General features: G+C 65.1%; 19 protein-coding genes. 15 read left to right on the top strand and 4 right to left on the bottom strand.

Annotated elements, in window-relative coordinates:
* Window positions 1-161 precede the first annotated feature (161 nt).
* Both SB764_RS02315 and SB764_RS02310 read left to right on the top strand, forming a co-directional pair.
* The gene (locus tag SB764_RS02315) at window positions 162-998 is read left to right on the top strand and encodes an alpha/beta fold hydrolase (RefSeq protein ID WP_065063867.1); all 837 of its coding nucleotides are present in this window, start codon (window positions 162-164) and stop codon (window positions 996-998) included.
* A 252-nt stretch (window positions 999-1,250) separates the two neighbouring features.
* Window positions 1,251-1,793, top strand: a complete 543-nt coding sequence (locus SB764_RS02310; protein WP_065063869.1) for a 2,4'-dihydroxyacetophenone dioxygenase family protein — start codon at window positions 1,251-1,253, stop codon at window positions 1,791-1,793.
* A gap of 21 nt (window positions 1,794-1,814) precedes the next feature.
* Here SB764_RS02310 and SB764_RS02305 read toward each other — a convergent pair whose 3' ends face one another.
* Window positions 1,815-2,879, bottom strand: coding sequence for a LacI family DNA-binding transcriptional regulator (locus tag SB764_RS02305; RefSeq protein ID WP_065063871.1), 1,065 nt, complete (start codon window positions 2,877-2,879; stop codon window positions 1,815-1,817).
* Window positions 2,880-3,139: 260 nt separating this feature from the next.
* Between SB764_RS02305 and SB764_RS02300 the strand changes: the two genes are divergently transcribed.
* From SB764_RS02300 to SB764_RS02290, 3 genes are read left to right on the top strand one after another with little or no spacing between them, the layout of a single operon-like run.
* Window positions 3,140-3,901 carry an SDR family NAD(P)-dependent oxidoreductase gene (locus SB764_RS02300; protein ID WP_336751636.1) on the top strand — a complete coding sequence of 254 codons (762 nt, stop codon included), beginning with the start codon at window positions 3,140-3,142 and terminating at the stop codon, window positions 3,899-3,901.
* Window positions 3,902-3,923: 22 nt separating this feature from the next.
* Complete coding sequence (locus SB764_RS02295; RefSeq protein ID WP_321870161.1) at window positions 3,924-5,069, top strand: glycerol dehydrogenase; 1,146 nt, start codon at window positions 3,924-3,926, stop codon at window positions 5,067-5,069.
* A 23-nt stretch (window positions 5,070-5,092) separates the two neighbouring features.
* Complete coding sequence (locus SB764_RS02290; protein WP_065063878.1) at window positions 5,093-6,055, top strand: cyclase family protein; 963 nt, start codon at window positions 5,093-5,095, stop codon at window positions 6,053-6,055.
* 57 nt (window positions 6,056-6,112) lie between these two features.
* Here the strand turns inward: SB764_RS02290 and SB764_RS02285 are convergent, their stop codons facing one another.
* Window positions 6,113-7,060: a LysR family transcriptional regulator gene (locus SB764_RS02285; protein ID WP_410862510.1), complete on the bottom strand. Its 948-nt coding sequence runs from the start codon at window positions 7,058-7,060 to the stop codon at window positions 6,113-6,115.
* 98 nt (window positions 7,061-7,158) lie between these two features.
* On the opposite strand from SB764_RS02285, the gene SB764_RS02280 reads away from it, so the two are divergent.
* Complete coding sequence (locus SB764_RS02280; RefSeq protein ID WP_321902332.1) at window positions 7,159-7,986, top strand: SDR family oxidoreductase; 828 nt, start codon at window positions 7,159-7,161, stop codon at window positions 7,984-7,986.
* A gap of 63 nt (window positions 7,987-8,049) precedes the next feature.
* Here the strand turns inward: SB764_RS02280 and SB764_RS02275 are convergent, their stop codons facing one another.
* Both SB764_RS02275 and SB764_RS02270 read right to left on the bottom strand, forming a co-directional pair.
* Window positions 8,050-8,718 (bottom strand): type 1 glutamine amidotransferase domain-containing protein, encoded by a 669-nt coding sequence (locus tag SB764_RS02275; RefSeq protein WP_410862508.1) that lies wholly within the window; start codon window positions 8,716-8,718, stop codon window positions 8,050-8,052.
* 34 nt (window positions 8,719-8,752) lie between these two features.
* Entirely contained in the window at window positions 8,753-9,922 is a 1,170-nt protein-coding gene (locus SB764_RS02270; RefSeq protein WP_110327094.1) for an alkene reductase, read from the bottom strand.
* 130 nt (window positions 9,923-10,052) lie between these two features.
* Here SB764_RS02270 and SB764_RS02265 point away from each other — a divergent pair, with 130 nt between their 5' ends.
* From SB764_RS02265 to SB764_RS02225, 9 genes are all read left to right on the top strand, one after another.
* The gene (locus SB764_RS02265) at window positions 10,053-10,955 is read left to right on the top strand and encodes a LysR family transcriptional regulator (RefSeq protein ID WP_065063886.1); all 903 of its coding nucleotides are present in this window, start codon (window positions 10,053-10,055) and stop codon (window positions 10,953-10,955) included.
* A gap of 68 nt (window positions 10,956-11,023) precedes the next feature.
* Entirely contained in the window at window positions 11,024-11,779 is a 756-nt protein-coding gene (locus SB764_RS02260) for a DeoR/GlpR family DNA-binding transcription regulator (RefSeq protein ID WP_074983235.1), read from the top strand.
* 752 nt (window positions 11,780-12,531) lie between these two features.
* On the top strand, window positions 12,532-13,239 hold the full coding sequence (locus SB764_RS02255) for an energy transducer TonB (protein WP_065063890.1): 708 nt from the start codon (window positions 12,532-12,534) through the stop codon (window positions 13,237-13,239).
* A 74-nt stretch (window positions 13,240-13,313) separates the two neighbouring features.
* Entirely contained in the window at window positions 13,314-14,234 is a 921-nt protein-coding gene (locus SB764_RS02250) for a MotA/TolQ/ExbB proton channel family protein (protein WP_065063892.1), read from the top strand.
* A 21-nt stretch (window positions 14,235-14,255) separates the two neighbouring features.
* Window positions 14,256-14,681 carry an ExbD/TolR family protein gene (locus tag SB764_RS02245; RefSeq protein WP_065063895.1) on the top strand — a complete coding sequence of 142 codons (426 nt, stop codon included), beginning with the start codon at window positions 14,256-14,258 and terminating at the stop codon, window positions 14,679-14,681.
* Between the two features lie 63 nt (window positions 14,682-14,744).
* Window positions 14,745-15,176 (top strand): ExbD/TolR family protein, encoded by a 432-nt coding sequence (locus SB764_RS02240; protein WP_124261542.1) that lies wholly within the window; start codon window positions 14,745-14,747, stop codon window positions 15,174-15,176.
* A gap of 8 nt (window positions 15,177-15,184) precedes the next feature.
* Window positions 15,185-16,396, top strand: coding sequence for a tetratricopeptide repeat protein (locus tag SB764_RS02235; protein WP_410862504.1), 1,212 nt, complete (start codon window positions 15,185-15,187; stop codon window positions 16,394-16,396).
* 260 nt (window positions 16,397-16,656) lie between these two features.
* A complete protein-coding gene (locus SB764_RS02230; protein ID WP_065063901.1) occupies window positions 16,657-17,232 on the top strand; it encodes a helix-turn-helix domain-containing protein in 576 nt (191 codons plus the stop codon).
* A 363-nt stretch (window positions 17,233-17,595) separates the two neighbouring features.
* A complete protein-coding gene (locus tag SB764_RS02225; protein ID WP_065063902.1) occupies window positions 17,596-20,307 on the top strand; it encodes a TonB-dependent receptor in 2,712 nt (903 codons plus the stop codon).
* The last annotated feature ends 7 nt before the right edge of the window (window positions 20,308-20,314 follow it).

Genomic DNA, 20,314 nt, shown 5'->3' with positions numbered 1-20,314 from the left:
GCAATTCTGAAAGCGCTTCAAATTTATCCGATAAGTAGCCGTGATGACGAATCGGGGTCGCCCACGCGGCGCAGCGTCAGACGAATTTGTAGCGTTTCATAACCGATCGGGCGGCAAGACGGATGCCGACCCCGGCAACTTATTCCCTGGAGGAGCGTCACATGGCGCAAGCAGAGACGACGCAAGGCCGCGCGTATGCGGTCAACGGCACGGAGCTTTGGGTGGAAGACACGGGCGAGCAGGATTTGCCGGTGATTCTCTGTCTGCATTCGTGCTTTCTCGACAACTCGATGTTCGACGGTCTGGTCGAAGCGGCGGCGGGCAAATTCCGTGTGGTTCGACCGGATTTTCGCGGGCAGGGCAAGAGCCGGTATCACGATGTCGACATCATCACGATGGACGAGTGCGCGGACGATATCGCCGCGCTGATCGACCGGATGGCGCTGCGCGACATCAACGTCATGGCGCAGTCGATGGGCGGCGACGTCGCATTCCGCCTCATCGCGCGCGACCAGGCGCTGTTTCGTTCGCTGATCGTCGCGGGTTCGTCCGCGTGCGGCGAGCCGCCGGGGCAGGGTGCGCAATTCGCACAGTGGGTGGTCGACGCGGGCGAGCGCGGATTCACCGGCGATGTGCTCGAACTGACGATGGCCGTGATGTTCGGCAAGACCACGCGCGCGAATCCCGACAAGCAGGCGCTCGTGGGCTTCTGGCGCGAACGCATTGCCGCGCTGCCGAAGACGTTGCGCCCGGCGATGAAGGGCGTCATGCACCGCGAGACTTCGGTGCCGCTGCTGGCGTCGATCCGCATTCCGGTGCTGATCATCAATGGCGAAGAAGACATGCCGCGTCCGCCCGCCTGGTCGGACGAGATGAAGCGCGAGCTGCCGAATTCGCGCCTGATGCGGCTCGCGAAGATCGGCCACAGCCCGACGCTCGAAGCGCCGGACGTGGTGCTGCCCGCGATCGTCGACTTCTTCACGACGCCGCGCGTCTGAAAGCGCGGGTCGGCGCGGTGCAGCGCCGTCGTTCGCAGCGCGCTCGCGATGCTCGTGCGCGGGCCGCACGGCCGACGGCGAGGCGGCAGCCGATTCAGGCCGTCATCACGCCGCCGATTTTTCGTTGCAAATATGAAGCGCTTCAAATAAACTTCACCGAGTTCTTTTCGCATCATGCGGATTGGGTTAGGTTAAATATGAAGCGCTTCATATTCACTCTCTTGCGATTTACCCGTTAATTCTGGAGTCTTTATGTCGTCACTACTCGAACGCCGGCCCGACGAGCAGGCCATTCCGTATGCGCTGCCGCAGGTTCCGTTCATGTCGCCGGACCTCGTGCACCTTGGCGTGCTCGATCAGTGGTTGAAGGACGACGCGCTGTGGGTGCCCACCACGGCGACGGTCTCGTTCAAGCCGCTGCTGCTCAGCGCGAGCCAGGGCTATTACGTGAATCTGCTGCGCGTGCGGCAATCGGGGGTGTTGTCGCGGCACCGGCATACCGGCCCGGTTCACGCGATCGTGCTGAAGGGGCGCTGGTACTACCTCGAACACGACTGGATCGCGGAGCAGGGTTCGTACGCGCACGAGCCGGCCGGCGAGACGCACACGCTGTACGTGCCGGAAGGTGTCGACGAGATGATCACGTGGTTCCACGTGACGGGCGGCTACACCTACGTGGACCCGCAGGGCGTGGCCGTGGGTTACGAGGATGTGTTCACGAAGATCGAGGCCGCGACGCGCCACTACGAAGCGTCGGGCCTCGGCGCCGACTATGTGAAGCAGTTCATCCGCTGATCGGCCGGCCTCGGCGCGGGCTCAGGCCTTTCGCGCCGCGCGCTTGCGTGACGGCGCCGGACGCGCCGGTGCCTTCCCGAGGCTTTCGCGCAGCACGATTTCGCAGGCAACGGTAGCCGGATCGTCGAATTTGCGCTGCTCGGCCATGCCGACGATACGGCGCGCCGCGAGTACGCCGATTTCCTTGGTGGGCACGCGGATGGTGGTGAGCGGCGGATTCATGAGCGCGGCGAGTTCGATGTCGTCCATGCCGGTGATCGAGAGATCTTCCGGCACACGCAGGCCGAGCACGCCGCATTCGTACATCGCGCCGATCGCTTGCAGGTCGGTATGGCAGATGAGCGCCGTGGGCCGCTGCGCCATGGCGGCGAGGCGGCGCACCGCGTCGCGGCCGCCTTCGAGCGAGAACGGTTCCTCGATCACGCAGTCTTCCGTGAGTTCGAAGCCCGCCTCGCGCATGGCGTCGGCCGTTCCGGCCACGCGTTGCACCGCGCGCGGATTGTTCGCGCGCGTGCCGCACACCACGGCGATGCGCTCGTGGCCGCGCGCGAGCACTTCGCGCGTCATGTCGTAGGTGGCTTGCCGGTTGTCGAAACCGATGCACTCGCCGTAACGCGATTCGCCGATCTGCCAGGTCAGCACGAGCGGGATGCGGCGCTGGCGCATGAGGTCGAACACGCGGTCTTCATGCGAGGTGCCGACCAGCACGACGCCGTCGACGCCGCGTTCGACCACCGCGCGCACCACGTCGTATTCGCGCTCCGGCTTGTATTCGTGGATCGCGAGCACGACCTGGTAATTGAGGCCCCAGAGCGTTTGCTGAAGCGTTTGCAGCGAGTCGACGAACGCCGGGTTGTACATCGTGGGATAGATCGCGCCGATCGTGTGCGTCTTGCGCGACGCGAGCGCGCGCGCCGCGCCGTTGCTCACATAGCCGAGCTGCTCGACCGCGCGCTTCACCAGGGCGAGCGTCTTGGGCTTGACCTGGTCGGGGACGGAGAGCGCACGCGACGCACTTCCCAGCGACACGCCGGCAAGTTTCGCGACGTCTTCGAGGGTCGGGCGGGGCGGATCGGATTTCGTCATGGAGTTCGGCGGCGCCAGCAAGGAAACAGTCGTTCACTATTGTGCCTTACGGGTAAACGTTCGTGTTGACAAACCTCAAACCGGACTCAATAATTGAAGCGCTTCAAATATGGATTGATCGAGCAATGTGCGAATAATCGCGCAGGAGAAACGAGGCGATTCAATTCATGCGAACAAAAAATGAAGCGATTCATATTCGACTTGAAATACATGCCGCGTGGGCCGCGAAGCCGGCGCGGCCGGACGAATGGAGGAGACGCATGAGACATCAGGATCGCGTGGTGCTGGTCACGGGCGCGCTGGGCGGCATCGGTTCGGCGATCGTCGAGCGCTATCTGGCGGAAGGCGCGCGCGTCGGGATCGTCGATCTCGACGCGGCGGCGGGCCGCGACCGGGCCGCCGGATGGACGCGTGCCGGCGGCCGCGTGCATTTCGCCGCCGCCGACGTCGGCCGCTACGACGACTGCGCGCGCGCACTGGCCGAAGTGTCCGCCGAACTCGGCGACGTCGACACGCTGGTGCTCAACGCCGGCATTTCGCCGAAGCACAACGGCGCGCCCAGACGCATCTACGAAATGAGCGAAACGGAATGGGCGCGCGTCGTCGACGTGAACCTGAACAGCGCATTTCATTTCAGCCGCGTCGCGTCGCCCTCGATGGTCGCGCGCGGATTTGGACGCATCGTGACCATGTCGTCGGTGGCGGGCCGGGCGTACCTCGATATCGTCGGCGCGCATTACAGCGCCACCAAGGGCGCGCTGATCGCCTTGACGCGCCACCTAGCGGGGGAGCTGGGGCCGCACGGCATCACCGTGAACGCGCTCGCGCCCGGGCGCATCGACACGCCTCTGCTGCGCACGGTTTCCGGCGATGCGAATGCGGCGGTGGTCGAGGCGACGCCGTTGCGCCGCCTCGGCACGCCCGACGAGGTGGCGTCGGTGAGCGCGTTTCTGACCTCGGCGGACGCGAGCTTCGTCACCGGCCAGGTGATCGACGTCGCGGGCGGCTGGTTGATGACCTGATGGCCTGTCCTGGGAGCGCACCATGTTGAGAACCGTCGGTTTCCCCGGCCAGTACACCCAGGGCCCGGGCGCGCTCGATGCGCTCGGCGAGCAGCTTGCGCGCGCCGGCTTCGCGCGCGCCGTGGTGCTGTGCGATGCGGCCGTCGGCGAGTCGCTGTGGCCGCGCGTCGACGCCTCGCTGCGTCGCGCCGGACTCGACGCGCATCGCGCGATGTTTCCGGGCGAATGCACGAAAGGCGCGATTGCGGATCTCGCGAACCGCGTGCGTGCGTTCGTGCCGGACGTCGTCGTCGGGCTGGGCGGCGGCAAAGCGATCGACTGCGCGAAAGGCGTGGCGATGGCGCTCGGCGCGCAGGTTGCCGTCTGCCCGACGATCGCCTCGAACGATGCCCCGACGAGCCGCCTGATCGTGCTCTACGACGACGATCATCGCGTGGTCGGCGTGGACTATCTGAGCCGCAATCCCGTGCTCGTGCTGGTCGATACCGACGTGATCGTGCGCGCGCCCGTGCGTTTTTTCGCGGCGGGCATCGGCGACGCGATCAGCAAGCGGTTCGAGGCGGCGCAATGCTGTGCGTCGGGCGGCCATAACTCGTTCGGCACGCCGCCGCTCGATACCGCGCTGCGCCTTACGAACATGGTGTACGACGTGCTGATGAGCGATGGCCGTGCGGCCTGCGCGGCCGTCGCCGCGGGACGGCTCGACGCGACGGTCGAACGCGTCGTCGAAGCGACCGTGCTGCTGAGCGGCGTCGGATTCGAAAGCGGCGGCTTGTCGCTCGCCCATGCGCTGATTCGCGGGCTCACGGCGATCCCGTCGATTTCGTCGATGCTGCATGGCGAGCTGGTCGCGTTCGGCACGCTCGTGCAGATGGAAGCCGAAGGACAAAACGATCAGGATATCGAAGCATTGATCGAATTGCTTGTGGCGGTGGCGCTGCCCGTGACGCTGCGCGAGCTGGGCCAGCGCGATGCGCTCACGCAGGCCGAGCGGGACACGATTGTCGACGCCACGCTGGCCGCCGCGTACAGCCGCCACATGACGCCGCCGCTGACGGCCGGGCGCCTTGCGCGCGCGCTGCACGACGCGGACCGGCGAGGCGAAGCGGCGCTGCGGCGACGCGCCGCCACCACGATTGCGCCGGTCGACGCGCCCGGCCTCGTATGACACTCACACGGAAGGAGACATCGATGGAAGCCAGAAACGTACCGCATGTGAGCGAACTGCTCGCGAATTCGCCGAAAAACTGGGGCAAATGGGGCCCCGAGGACGAGGTCGGCTCGCTGAACTACCTGACCGCCGCGCAGATCCTGAAGGGCATCGCAACGGTGCGTCAGGGCAAGACCTTCACGCTGCAGGTGCGCATGGGCGACCCGGACGGCGATCCGGTCTGGCCGGGCCGCCAGGGCGCGAAGCGGATGAGCGTGATGGATCGCGGCCACTACAACTGCGGCAAGGGGCCGGTTTTCCCGGGCTCGTATCAATACGCCGACGACGTGATGTTCATGTATCTGCAAGGCTCTACGCAGTACGACGCGCTCGGGCACGTCTGGTACGACGATCAGATCTGGAACGGCTACGACGCGGATACGACGATCGGCGGCCTCGCCAAAGCCAGCGTCTGCCCGATTGGCGAGCGCGGGGTGGTGGGGCGCGGCGTGCTGATCGACATCGCGCGCCATCGCGGCAAGGACGTGCTCGATCCGGGTGAGACTTTCACGCATCGCGATCTGCTCGACGCGGCGCAAGCGCAGGGCGTGACGATCGAGAAGCGCGATATTCTCGTGATCCGCACCGGCTGGATCGGCTCGTTCTACAAGCGCGACCGCGCGGAGTTCTACGCGAATTTCAAGGAGCCGGGCCTGACTTATAGCCCGGAACTCGTGCAGTGGTTTCAGGACATGGAGATTCCGAACCTCGTGACCGACACGATCGCGAACGAAGTGACGACCGATCCGGTCTCGGGCGTCGATCTGCCGCTGCACAATGCGCTGATGCGCAATCTGGGCATCGCGCTGACCGAGATCGCGCAACTCGACGCGCTCGCCGACGATTGCGCGCAGGACGGCCAGTACGCGTTCCTGTACACGGCGGCGCCGCTGAAGGTCGTGGGCGGCACGGGCGCGCCGGTTAATCCGATCGTGATCAAGTAGGCGCGCGTTCTTGCGTTGCGTGTGTTTGCGCGGCCTGCACGGGCTGCGCGATGCCGTTCATGGTGCTGCGCCGCTTTCTTCCCGCTCCGCCCGCACCACCTCCATCAACGCCCGCAACCCCGCGGGAATATGCCGGTTGCCCGGAAAGTACAGAAACAACCCAGGTATCGCCGGACACCAGTCTTCGAGCACGGCCACGAGCCGCTTGCGCGCCAGCGCGTCGCGCGCGTAAGGCTCCGGCACGTAAGCGATGCCGAGCCCGTCGAGCGCGGCTTCCACCATCAGCGTGTTGCTGTCGAGCGTGAGCGCGCCGGGCGGATCGATCGCGACCGCCTCGCCATGTCGCGCGAATTCCCAGCGATAACGCCGCCCGCCCGGCAGCCGCTGGCGGATGCAGCGATGCGCCTGCAAATCGCCGGGCAGCGCCGGACGCCCATGCTTGCGCAGATAGCGCGGCGAGGCCACGGCGAGAAAGCGCAGATCGTCGCTGATGCGCACGGCGATCATGTCCTTGTGCACGGCCTCGCCGAGCCGCACGCCCGCATCGAAACCCTCCGCGACGATATCGACGAAACGTCCCTCGGACACCAGATCCAGCTCCATCTGCGGATACTGCGCGAGAAAGCGCGGCACGACGGTTTGCAGCAGATGGCGGATCGCGCCGTCGCTGCCGTTGATGCGCAGCGAGCCGCGCAGCGCCTCGTCGTCGCGCGCCACGTCGTCGAGCGCGTGATCGAGTTCGCTGAGCACGGGCCGCAGGCGGCCGAGCAGCCGCTCGCCCGCTTCGGTCAGCGAGACGCTGCGCGTGGTCCGGTGCAGCAATCGCACGGACAGCGTGTTTTCGAGCCCGCGCATCGCGTGGCTCAGCGCCGAGCGCGACACACCGAGTTCGCCCGCCGCCTGCACGAAACTGCGCCGCGCGGCGACCGTCATGAACGCCTGGAGATCGGCGAGCGTCGGCTTGCCCGGCGGTTTGCTGGTCGCTTTGCTGGTGGACTTGCGCATTGGTGAATTTTCCTCAACACGAGATGCCGATTGGCGGGGCTTCTGCGACGAATCATACCGCTCTAGCATGAAGCCAACATTCATCGACGGAGCGCAACATGACGAAGAACTGGCTGATTACCGGCGCGTCGAGCGGCCTTGGGCGGGGCATGACGGAGCGTCTGCTGGCGCGCGGCGACGCCGTGGTCGCGACGCTGCGCAAGCCCGGCGCACTCGACGATCTGCGCGAGCGATATGGTGAGCGTCTGCACGTTGTCGAACTCGATCTGACGCGACTCGACACGCTGCGCACCGCCGTGGCGCACGCGTTCGCGGCGCTGCCGCGCATCGACGTGGTGGTGAGCAACGCGGGTTACGGCCTGTTCGGCGCGGCGGAGGAACTCGACGACGCACGCATCGAGCAGCAGATCGCGACCAATCTGACCGGCTCGATGCAGTTGATTCGCGCGGCCGTCCCGCGTCTGCGCGAGCAGGGCGGCGGGCGCATCGTGCAGGTGTCGTCGGAGGGCGGTCGCATCGCCTATCCGGCGTTCAGCGCGTATCACGCGACCAAGTGGGGCATCGAGGGTTTCGTCGAAGCGGTCGCGCAGGAAGTGGCGCCGTTCGGTATCGACTTCGTGATCGTGGAGCCGGGCGCGACGCGCACGAATTTCGGCGCGGGCCTCGATCGCACGCAGCCGATGCGCGTCTACGACGCCACGCCGGTGGGCGAGATTCGCCGCGCGCTCGACGCGGGCTATTTCGAATTCGCCGATGCGGCGAAGACCGTCGACGCCATGATCGCGACGATCGACAGCGCGTCGCCGCCTTTGCGTCTCGCGCTCGGGCGCTCGGCGTACGAATCGATTCGCGCGTCGCTGATCCGGCAGGTCGAGGCGCTGGAAGCGCAGAAGGACATCGCGCTATCGGTGATGGAGAAAGCGTGAACGGCGAGCGTTGGCGCTCGCCGTTCATTTGACGTTGATACGCTTGCGCGTGGATGCGCCCGCTTACTTGAGCAGATCGCGGATCGCTTCGCCCACGCCGGTCGCCGATTGCGGATTCTGGCCGGTCACGAGCTTGCCGTCGACGGCCACCGTGCGCGTCCATTCCGCGCCCGGCTGCATCTGCGCGCCGCGCTGCGCGAGCGTGCTGGAAAGCAGGAACGGCACGACCTGCGTGAGGCCGACGGCTTCTTCCTCGGCATCGGTGAACGCGGCGACCTTGCGGCCCGCGACGAGATAGCGGCCGTCGCTGAGCGTCACGTTGACCAGCGCGGCGGGACCGTGGCAGACCGCGCCCACCACGCCGCCCGCTTCCCACACGGCGCGCGTTTTATCGTTGACGGCCGCGCTGGTCGGGAAGTCCCACATCGCGCCGTGGCCGCCCGCGAAAAAGATCGCGGAAAGCGTGCTCGGGTCGACATCGGCGAGCGCTTTCGACTGCGCGATCGCGGCGCGAAAACGGGCGTCGTTCCAGTAGCGCGCGTTCACGGGATCGTCGAGATCGAGGCCGTCGACGGGCGGCTCGCTGCCCTGGATCGAGGCGAATTCGACCGGAATCCCGGCGGCTTCGAGCACGGCGAGCGGATGCGTCACTTCCGACAGATAAAAGCCCGTGGGATCTCCACCTTCGCCCTTGCTGCCGTGGCTGGTCATGACGATAAGAACCGGTTTCATGTCGATGCTCTAAAGAATGTGAGTGTGGGGAAAATCAGGCCGTGACGTCGTGCGCGGCTTCGTTGGCGCTGTCGTGCGCGGCGTCGCCCGTGTAATGCGGATAGTCGGTGTAGCCGTGCGCGTCGCCGCCGTAGTAGGTGCTTGCATCGACCTTCGCGATGGCCCAGCCGTGGCGGAAGCGCTCGACCAGATCCGGATTCGCGATATACGGCGCGCCGAACGCGGCGAGGTCGATCGTGCCGCTGGCAAGCAGCGCGCTGGCCTTCTGGAAATCGAGGCCGCCCGCGAGGATCAGCGTGGCGCCGCTTGTGCCGCTCGCTTCGCTGCGGTACGTCGCGCGGAAGCGTTCGAGAAAACCGGCGGGCATGGCGGGCGCGCCGCGGCTGGCCTGATCCATGATGTGCACGTAGGCGATGCCGCGCGCGCCGAGTTCGCGGGCGAGATAGAGGAAGGTGTCCGCTTCGCCGTCGAAGTCGCCGAGTTCGTGCAGTCGGCCAAACGGCGAGAGCCGGATGCCGACGCGCTCGCGCCCGATGCGCGCAATGCAGGCGTCCACCACGGCGAGCGCGAAGCGCGCACGGTTTTCCACCGTGTCGCCGCCGTAGGCGTCCGTGCGGTCGTTGACCGCGCCGTTGATGAACTGCTCGACCAGATAGCCGTTCGCGCCGTGAATTTCGACGCCGTCGAAACCGGCGTCCACGGCATTCTGCGCGGCGTTCGCGAAGTCCTCGATCACGCGCGCGATTTCGTCGAGCGTGAGCGCGTGCGGCTTGCTCGCGGTTACGAAGGCGGGCTGGCCGTGCTCGTCGTAACCGAACGCGGAACTCTTCGCGGCCTGCGCGGTGGTCGAACTGACCGGCGCCGCGCCGCCCGGTTGCAGCGAGACGTGGCTCATGCGGCCCACGTGCCAGATCTGCGTGAAGATCGTGCCGCCGAGGTCGTGCACCGCATCGGTCACGTCGCGCCACGCGGCCACCTGCGTGTCGTTCCAGATGCCGGGGCAATCGACGAAACCATTGCCTTCGGGGCTGATCGGCGTGCCTTCCGTGACGATCAGGCCCGCGCTCGCGCGCTGCGCGTAGTAGCGCACGGTGGCGGCGTTGGGCACGTTGCCGGGCGCGCGGGCGCGCGTCATCGGCGCCATCACCACGCGGTTGCGGAGCGGGCGGCCCGCGAGATCGTAGGCATCGAAAAGTGTCGTCATGGTGCTGGCTGTCCTTGGCTGCGGCGTGCGCGCGTCTTCGAAACAACCATTGTGAGCGCCGTGGATTCCTTTTCCTAGCTGGTGCAATGGAATATCATTTGTGAACTAAATTCTGGAATCAAACGTTCACATGGACAGTCGAAGCGGCGAAATGCGGGTGTTCACGCGCGTGGTCGAAACCGGCAGTTTTTCGGCGGCGGGCAAGACGCTGGAGCTCACGCCTTCGGCGGTCAGCAAGGTGATCAGCCGCCTCGAAGAACGGCTCGGCGTGCTGCTGTTTCAGCGCTCCACGCGGCATCTCGCGGTGACCAACGAAGGGCGGCTGTTCTACGACAGCTGCGTGCGCATTCTCGACGACATCGACGAAGCCGAGCACGGCATCGCCGAGGGCATCACGGCGCCGCACGGCGCGCTGCGCATCAACGTGTCGATTCCGATGGGCACGCATTACATCGTGCCGCTGATGCCGCTGTTTACCGCGCGCTATCCCGGCATTCGCGTCGATCTCTCGTTGACGGACGCGGTGGTGGATCTGCAACGCGAACGCGTCGACGTGGCCGTGCGCACGGGGCCGTTGTCGGATGCGAATTTTCATGCGCGCAAGCTCGGGTCGACGGGACGCGCGGTGGTGGCCGCGCCGCGTTATCTCGAAGCGCACGGCGTACCGCAAGCGCCCGAAGATCTCGCGGGCCATCGCTGTTTCAACTTCAACTTTCGCCGCGCGATGGACGAATGGCCGTTTCGCATCGACGGGCGCGTGTTTCACTTTCCCGTGCGCGGCGACATCCTCACGAACAACGGCGCGACGATGCGCCAGATGACGCTCGAAGGTCTCGGCATCAGCCGTCTGGGCCTCTTTCATATCAAGGACGATCTCGCGTCGGGACGCCTCGTCGAACTCCTGCCCGACTACAACCCGGGCGACATCGAGGACATCCACGTGATCTTCAGCAATCAGCGTCATATGACGGCGCGCGTGCGCGTGTTCATCGACTTCCTCGTGGAGACGCTGAGTCCCAGACTGGAAGCTTGAGTTGCAGGCGTGAAGCACCGCGTGCTACCGTGCACGTTCGTGAAATTACAAGAAAATTCGTGCAAATCATGCTGACGAGTCAACGCAAGAAAGCGATTCTCGATGCACTCGAACGCGACGGCCAGGTGCTGGCGGGCGCGCTGAGCGTGGAGTTCGGCGTGTCCGAGGACACGGTGCGGCGCGACCTGCGCGAACTGGCCGCCGAAGGGCGCTTGCAGCGCGTGCATGGCGGCGCGTTGCCCGCTTCGCCGGCCGTTGCGCCGCTCGCGCAGCGTCAGGATATGGATGTGGCCGCGAAGCAGCGCGTCGCGCGCAAGGCCGCCGCGATGATCGAGCCGGGGCAGGTCGTGATCGTCGATGGCGGGACCACGTCGGCGCTGCTGGTGCAGTGCCTCGCGCCCGATCTGCAGGCGACCGTGGTCACGCACAGTCCGAGCGTGGCCGTGGCGCTGGCGGCGCATCCGTCGATCGACGTCGTGCTGATCGGCGGCAAGCTCTACAAGCATTCGCTCGTGGCAGTGGGCGCGGCGGCCGTCGAGGCCATGTCGCACATACACGCCGATCTCTACTTCATGGGCGTGACGGGCGTGCATGCGAAGGCGGGGCTGAGCACCGGCGACTTCGAAGAGGCCTACGTCAAGCGCGCGCTGGCGCAGCGCGCGGCGGAAACGGTCGTGCTGGCGTGCGCGTCGAAGCTCAACACGGCGTCGCCGTATCGCATCGGCGAACTCGATCTGGCGCAGACGCTCATCGTCGACGCGGGCGCGGATGCGCGGCTCGTGAAGCCGATCGAAAAGGCGGGCTTGACGGTGGTGAAGGCGTAACGTGTGTTTCGAGCCTGAAAACAGGCTCGAAACGTTCTATCAGGATGCCGAAGTAAATTGGAGTGACGGCCGAACGTCGTAAAGTCATCCTGATTATTTGGCGCGAATTCAACGCCAGTCGAATAACCCTTCGTGTTGCGAAATAAGCGAGAAAATCACCGGTTTCACACCGGCAATGGGCATTTAATTACAAATACTTTACATATTTCGCTTTTACACGCCGAAATCCTTTTAATGCACCAATATGTGGCGTTTTAAAGCCATCGCACCAGTTTGATTCATTTCGCTTAAATTGAAATACAAAAGAAATGTTCATTCTGCTATTTGTAAGATATCGCATTTCCTGCATTTAAATTTAAAGCGGGTCAATATCCAGGACGCGCTCCGGGCGGGATTTGTGGCGATTTAGAGTGATTTTTCTAATTTCGGTAATCTCCCATCAAAAAAAGTTTACTGAGCTTTTTTTTACTTGCTATCGTTCAGTCCGCCACACGCGTTACTGAACTTCGACACACGTTTGTCACCGCGCCATGCGTGAGGATGCTGTCGAAGCGCCGGAAATGACGCGATGCCGCAGACCGCTTCCGTGCCAGCGCATGAATCGGGTTTCCCACAACGGATCCCGATGCCATGCATGCCATTCGGACTGCGAAAGAAACACCTGACTTGATGCAACGCCCGCGCCGGATCGGCGCCGGCGTTGCTGCACAGCGGAAAGTGGGCGCAAGACGCCCGAGGGAGCGAAGGTGGTGATGAAAGGGGAAGTCGGTTTGCAATCGGCGGGCGCCGCGCTGCAACGGCCCGCGCGGCCTCGCGAGTTCGGCCGCAAGCAGCAGAACCCGGTGCGCCGTTTTGGCGGCATCGCGATCGTCCTGTTGCTGCACATCGTGCTGATCTACGCGTTGATCAACGGTCTTGCGACCAAGGTCGTGCAGGTCATTCAGCATCCCATCGAAACGAAGATCATCGAGCCGGTGAAGCCGCCGCCTCCGCCGCCGCTGCCGACCGTGCAGCTGCCGCCGCCGAAGTTCACGCCGCCGCCGCCGCCGTTCGTGCCGCCGCCCGAGGTGCCGGTGCAGGCGCCGCCGCAGGCCACCATCACGCACGCGGCCACGCCGGTGCAGAGCGCGCCCGTGACGGCGCCGCCCGCGCCGCCGGCTCCGGTAACGGCGCCGGCCAAGCCGGTGAGCCACGAGGTGGGCGTGGTGTGCCCGAACTCGGACCAGATCCGTTCGTCGATCAAGTATCCGCAGGAAGCGCAGGAAAACAACGTGACGGGCGATGTGCTGATCGAGTTCGTCGTCGACGCGCAAGGCCATATCACGAACGAGCGCGTGGCGAAGTCCGCCGACGACGACAGCCTCGATCGTGCGGCATTCAACGCGGTGAAGCAGTTCAATTGCATTTCGCAGGGGCAGCCGGTCCGCGTGCAGGTGCCGTTCTCGTTCAACCTCAACTGAGGCGCGGGCGGCAGCATTCGGGTGGCGATTCATTAGTCACGATTCACAAGTTCAACGATTGAACTGGAGCAGGCATGAAGAAGCGTTCTTTCGCCGCACTGGCGGCCAGCATGTTGTTCGCCGTAGCCACGGTCGACACCTTTGTTGCACCTACGCTCGCCAATGCGCAAGCAAGCGACACGAGCGCCACGGCTTCGGCCGGCGCAACCGCAAGCGCGCCGGCCACGGCCGCCACGGCGCCCGCGCCGGTCCCGGCAGCGGACCAGCCGCCGCCGCCGCCCGCCACGTCCGAGACCGTGAGCAACCCGTATGGCCTCGGCGCGCTGTGGAAGAACGGCGACTTCGTCGCGCGCTTCGTGCTGCTGCTGCTCGTGATCATGTCGATGGGCAGCTGGTACATCATGATCACCAAGTTCATCGAGCAGGCTCGTGCGAACCGCCGCGCGAAGGTCGCCGACGACCAGCTCTGGAACGCGCCCACGCTCGCCGACGGCGCGAAGCAGCTCGAAGAAACCTCGCCGTTCCGCTTCATCGCCGAAACGGCCATCGAAGCGGGCGAGCATCACGACGAAGCGCTGCTCGAAGCGGTCGACCGCAACACGTGGATCGACGTCTCGGTCGAGCGCGCCATCACCAACGTCTCGAACCGCCTGCAGGACGGCCTCGCCTTCCTCGGCACGGTCGGCTCCACGGCGCCGTTCGTCGGCCTGTTCGGCACGGTCTGGGGCATCTATCACGCGCTGACCGCCATCGGCATCGCGGGCCAGGCGTCGATCGACAAGGTCGCGGGTCCGGTGGGCGAAGCGCTGATCATGACGGCCATCGGCCTCGCGGTCGCGGTGCCGGCAGTGCTCGGCTACAACTTCCTCGTGCGTCGTAACAAGGCCGTGATGGAGCGCGTGCGCGCCTTCGGCGCCCAGTTGCACGCAGTCCTGCTCGCCGGCGGCAAGCGTGGCGCGCGCGCCGCGTCGCGCGCCGTCGCGATGGCCGAATAATCCCGTCGAACGAGGTACGCCATGGCCATGAGCGTGGGGCAGGAGGACGGCGACGACGAAGTCATCTCCGCCATCAATACGACGCCGCTCGTCGACGTGATGCTGGTCTTGCTGATCATCTTCCTGATCACGATTCCGGTGGTGACGCATACCGTGCCTGTGCAGCTGCCCAAGCAAACGGTGCAGCCGCTGCAGACCACGCCGAAGAGCGTCGAGATCGCCATCAATCGCGACGGCAACTTCTTCTGGAACGAGTCGCTCGTCGACGCGCCCACGCTGCTCGAACGCCTGAAAACGGCCTCGCAGCAGACGCCGCAGCCGGAAGTGCACGTGCGCGGCGATCAGGGCACGCGTTACGAGTTCATCGGCCGGGTGCTCACGTCGTGCGAGCGCGCGGGTATCGCGAAGGTGTCGTTCATCACGGAGCCGCCCGCACGCGGCGGTTGAGCGCGATGAGCGGGTTCCATCCGCCGGTTTGAGGGCGGGGGTTTCATTGAGCAGGGGAAAGTCATGGGTATGAACGTGGGGTCGGGCGGTGGCGGCGGCGAGCCGGAAGTGATGGTGGACATCAACACCACGCCGCTCATCGACGTGATGCTGGTGCTGCTGATCATGCTGATCATCACCATTCCGATCCAGATGCATTCGATCAAGATGAATCTGCCGGTGGGCAATCCGCCGCCGCCCGCCACGCAGCCGCAGATCGTGCAGATCGACATCGACTTCGACGGCACCACGACGTGGAACGGCCAGGCCGTGCCCACCGAGGCGGACCTCGAATCGCGGCTCGCGCAGGCGGCCGCGCAGCCCGATCAGCCGGAGATTCACGTGCGGCCGAACCGGCTCGTGCCGTATCGCGACGTGGCGGCCGTGATGGCCGCGGCGCAGCGCGAAGGCGCGACGAAGATCGGCCTGATCGGCAACGAACAGTACATGCAGTGAGGAACGACGTGGCGCGTATTTCCCGACGATTCAGACAGGCCGTGCTGGCCGCCGCGCTGGGCGGCGCCGGCGTGTTCGGCGCGGCGCCGTTCGCGATGCAGGCCGCGCAGGCGGCGCCGACCTTGCGTCCCGAAGTGGCGAAGCCGCTCAACGACGCGCAGACGCTCTATCGCGCGCACCGCTACAGCGAGGCGCTCGCGAAGATCGCGCAGGCGGCCGCCGTGCCCAGCCGCACCGACTACGAGACCTTGATGGTCGAAGAGATGCGCGGCGCGGCAGCGGCGGCGGCGGGCGACAACGCCACCGCCGAGCGTGCGTACGAAACGCTGCTCGCGGGCGGCCAGGTGAAGGGCGAGGACGAGCAGCGCACGGCGGCCGCGCTCGCCGGGCTGTATTTCCAGCAGAAGGATTACGCGAAGGCGATCCGCACCGCGCAGCGCTATCAGAAGGCGGGCGGCACCGATCCGCAGATGCAGACGCTGCTGATCGAGGCGTATTACCTCTCGGGCGACAACGCGGGCGCGCTCGCGTTGCTGCGTTCGAGCGTCGATGCGCAGGTGCGCGCCGGTCACGCGCCCGAAGAAGCGCAGTTGCAGCTGCTCGGCACCGTCGCGCAGAAGGCCAACGATCAGGCGGCTTATCGCGGCGCGCTCGAAAAGCTCGTGGCGTATCACCCGAAACCCGCTTACTGGGACGACCTGATTCACGCCATCCGCGCGAAGCCCGGTTATCTCTCCGCGCTCGATGTCGACGTGTACCGGCTGCGTCGCGCCGCCGGTTCGTTGTCGGGCGCGAACGACTACATGGAATTCACGCAGCTCGCGATCATGGCCGGGTCGACGGCGGAAGGCAAGCAGGTCGTCGATCAGGGCTTCACGAGCGGCGTGCTCGGCCACGACGCGCAGGCGGACCGCGAGCGTCGGCTGCAGGCGCTCGCCGCCAAACGTGCGAGCGCGCCCGCCGATCCGCAGAATCCGCTTTCGCCGTTCGATCTGGGCTTCAATCAGGTGTTCGCGGGGCAGCAGCAGGCCGGTTTCTCGGCGATGGACGCGGCGCTCGCCAAGGGCGTCGATCATCCGGATATGGCGCGTCTGCGGCTTGGCGAGGCGTACTACTTCGCGGGCCAGAAGGCGCGCGCGGTAACGGCCTTCAAGGCGGTCAAGGGCAATGACGGTTCAGCCGATCTCGCCCAGCTCTGGCTGCCGATTGCGGCGAAGTAATCGCGATAGCGGCGCGGTGAGGTAATCGCGCTGTTATCTCGTTGTTATATCGTCGTTATGACGATGTAATTGCATCACCGTAATTGGGCGCGATCCGCACCAATTGCAGGCGTTTTACGCAGTACGTTTCTCTCGTTGTGCGTTCAAACCGTTCGAAATAAAAAGCGGCTCGTTTTTTGGGGCGAGCCGATGGAGGTGTCGCGCCATAAAAAGAGGTTCGATCTAATCAAACAAATTTTGACGCGTTATTTTGTCTTGCTATGGTTTCGCCACTTGACGAGAAGGCATACGTTGCAGCAACCACCGGCCGCCGCATTCGCGCCCTGCGTCAGCGCCTCAGGCGCACGTTGCAGGAGACCGCGGAGCTGGCGGGAATATCCAAGCCTTATCTCTCGCAGGTGGAACGCGGGCGCGCCACGCCGTCATTGCGCTCGTTGATCGGCATCGCGCGGGCGCTGGGCGTCACCTTGCAGTACTTCATCGAAACACCGGCGGAAGAGCAGGTCGTGCGCCGCGCCGAGCGCCTGAAGTTTTTTGGTTTCACCGGGTCGGCGAATCAGTATGGCCGGCTGACGTCGACGGGCGGCGACCGCAAGCTCGACGCGCAGCTCGTGAAGATGCCGGCCGGCGCACAACGTTTCGACGTCGTTGCGCAGGCAACGGAAGAGTTCCTGTATGTCATGAGCGGCGAAGTGTCGCTTACGCTGGAAGATACGACGTTCGTGCTGCGCGCGGGCGACACCGCACATTTCGAATCGGCGGTGCCGCACGCGTGGGCCAATCCCTCGGATACGGAAAGCGTATTCGTCTGGGTGGGGACGCCGAAGCTGATTTGAGAAACGCCGTTGCAACAGAAAAAAGCGCTTCACGGCAATACAGAAATATTAGTAGTCCAAATGTAATGTGAAGACTTCACCCGCGCGGCGCGCAAGCATAAACAGGGGTTGCCGCGCGGGACAGAAGGCGTCCGCAAAGAAAGACGTAGTGCTGTGATTGCGTGGCGCACATGCTTTGAAAGCCGTTAGCAGTCCGATTTCAAAAGGGGTTTGGGTGAATCGCCGCGCCGGATGCAACCGCGCCGTCGGGGCGATTCGCACAATGGGCGCGACGCGACAGCGTCGTCAATCGACGGCGAGGTTCACAAGACCTCGCCCCGCGTGACGCAAGTGGGCGTGACTGACGAGTGAGAAGGGGAAAAAGTGAAACAGAGGGTTTTGGCGCTAGCCATCAAAAGGATAATCTGGGCTGAAGTCGCACTATCGGCGGCCATTGCGGCGCCGGCATTCGCACAAAGCCAGCCTGCCGCCACGAGCGGCGCGACCGCCGCCGCGGCGGCCACGGGTGCGTCCGACGCTGCGGCGTCGACGGCGCCCTCGGCTTCGTCGTCGACGACGACCAAGGCGAACGGCGACAACGTCGCGCAGCTCAAGAAGTTCGAGGTGACCGGCTCGCTGATCCGCCAGTCCGACAAGACCGGCTATCAGGCGGTGCAGACGATCACGCCGCAGCAGATCCAGAATTCGGGCGCGACGAGCGTCTCGGACTACATGCGCACGATCTCGGCGAACTCCGCGAACAGCTGGGGCGAGTCGAACGACGACAGCTTCGCGGCCGGCGGCGCCGGTATCGCACTGCGCGGCCTGAGCGAGAAGTACACGCTCGTGCTCGTGGACGGTCAGCGTGTCGCGCCGTACGGCTTCGCCGTGAACGGCACCGACACCTTCTTCGACCTTAACGCCATTCCCCTGAACGCCGTCGACCGCATCGAAGTGGTCAAGACCGGCGCCGTGTCGCAATACGGTTCGGACGCTATCGCGGGCGTCGTGAACATCATCACGAAGCACGACTTCCAGGGCCTGCAACTGGACGGCAGCTACGGCGGCGCCACGCAAGGCGGCGCGGGCACGACCAAGTTCGGCATTCTCGGCGGCTTCGGCAATCTCACGAGCGACCGCTTCAACGTGACCGCTACGGCGAGCTACTACAAGTCGAATGGCTTCACGCTCGCCGACCGCGACACCACCGAAAACCAGGACTTCAGCAACAAGGGCTTCGGCGGCTCGGTCCTCTCGCCGTCGTACTGGCTGAACCCGACCTCGGGCCTCGCGGAAGCCGTCGGTCCCTGCGGCGGCGTGGTCCAGCCGTACGGCAGCAACATCATCGCGTCGAACACGGGCGCGGCCTCGGGCGGCACGGTGTGCGGGCGCAACACGGCCGAATCGGGCTCGATCGATCCGTGGACCGAGCGCTGGAACGCCAAGGTTCACGCGGACTTCAAGGTCAACGACAACACCACGGCCTGGGCCGACCTCTGGGAAAGCAACATCAAGACGGTCACCAACGACTTCACGTCGTACCTCGGCAACAAGACGGTCTACGACCCGGCCACCGGCACGCTCTCCGCATGGCAGGCCGTGGTGCCGGCCAGCAACAAGTACAACCCGTACGGCACCGACGCGACGATCTTCACGTGGCTGCCGAACACGGTCTCCGATACCACCGAAGCGAACTTCTACCGCGCGGCGATGGGTATCAAGGGCAACTTCTCGGTCTCGAAGGAAGACTGGGATTGGGCGTTGTCGTACGGCCACTCGCAGAGCACGGTCACGAACACCACGACGGGCCAGTTGAGCGTGGCGGGCGTGGAGAACATGCTCGCGAACGGCACCTACGACTTCGCGAATCCGTCGGCGACGCCTAACGGCCTGAACGGCGTGTTCACCGACACCAACAACATCGCGGTGTCGAAGCTCGACGTGGTGGACGCCACGCTGTCCACGCCGAACCTGTTCCACATCCCGACCGGCGACGTGGGTCTCGGCCTCGGCAGCCAGTTCACGCACCAGAGCGAGCGTATCAACCAGGGCGCGAACACGATGGACGGCTCGGTGCTGAGCCCGGCGCTGCAGACCGTCGACGGCGAGCGCAACGTCGCGGCCGTGTACTACCAGGTCGACGTGCCGCTCTGGCAGCACATCCTGACCTTCAGCCAGTCGGGCCGCTACGACCATTACAGCGACTTCGGCGGCGCGTTCTCGCCGCGCTTCGCACTGCGCTTCCAGCCGATCCAGCAGTTCACGATGTACGGTTCGTACAACCGCGGCTTCCGTGCGCCGAGCTTCGTCGAGAACACCAACTCGACCAGCACGGGCATCTCGCCGGTCGGTCCGAATGGCGCGGATGAAACCGTCGTCACGACCGGCAACACGAAGCTGCAGCCGGAACGCACGAAGAACTACAACATCGGCTTCCAGCTCTCGCCGGCCCGCGGCACCGATGTGGGCTTCGACTTCTACAAGATTCACGTGGATAACGCGATCGGCGCGGTGGTCGACCCGAGCAAGACGGTCTACAACTCGGACGGCTCGATTGCCTACATGGTCGAGCCGTACCAGAACCTCGGTTCGTTCGACACGTCGGGCTTCGAAACCACCTTCAGCCAGTCGATCAACACGCAGATCGGCCGCTTCACGCTGTCGGCGGACTGGGCCTACGTCTGGCACTTCAAGATGGACGGCATCGGCGGCAGCACGGGCACGATCGACGGCGCAGGCAACGACTCGACGCTCGCGCAGCCGTTCGGCGGCTCGTTCCCGCGCTGGAAGGGCACCACGGATCTGTCGTGGAACTGGCACAAGTGGAATGCGACGCTCGACTGGCAGTACGTCGGCCCGTATTCGGATGCGCTGGGCTACAACTACTCGACGGGCTCGTACAGCCAGTTCAACCTGAACGTCGCGTACTCGGGCTTCAAGCACTGGACCATCTACGGCGGCATCAACAACATCTTCAACAAGGCGCCGCCGTACGATCCGCTCTGGCTCGGTTCGATCGACCAGACCGGTTACGACCAGTCGCTGTACAACTACGTGGGCCGTTACCTGCAGATCGGCGCAACGTACAAGTTCTAAACGCAGT

It is taken from the genome of Paraburkholderia sp. SIMBA_027 (assembly GCF_046535315.1).
GTDB lineage: Bacteria > Pseudomonadota > Gammaproteobacteria > Burkholderiales > Burkholderiaceae > Paraburkholderia > Paraburkholderia tropica.
The sequence above is the reverse complement of the archived record's forward strand: the minus strand, read 5'-3'. Positions and strand labels throughout refer to the sequence as shown.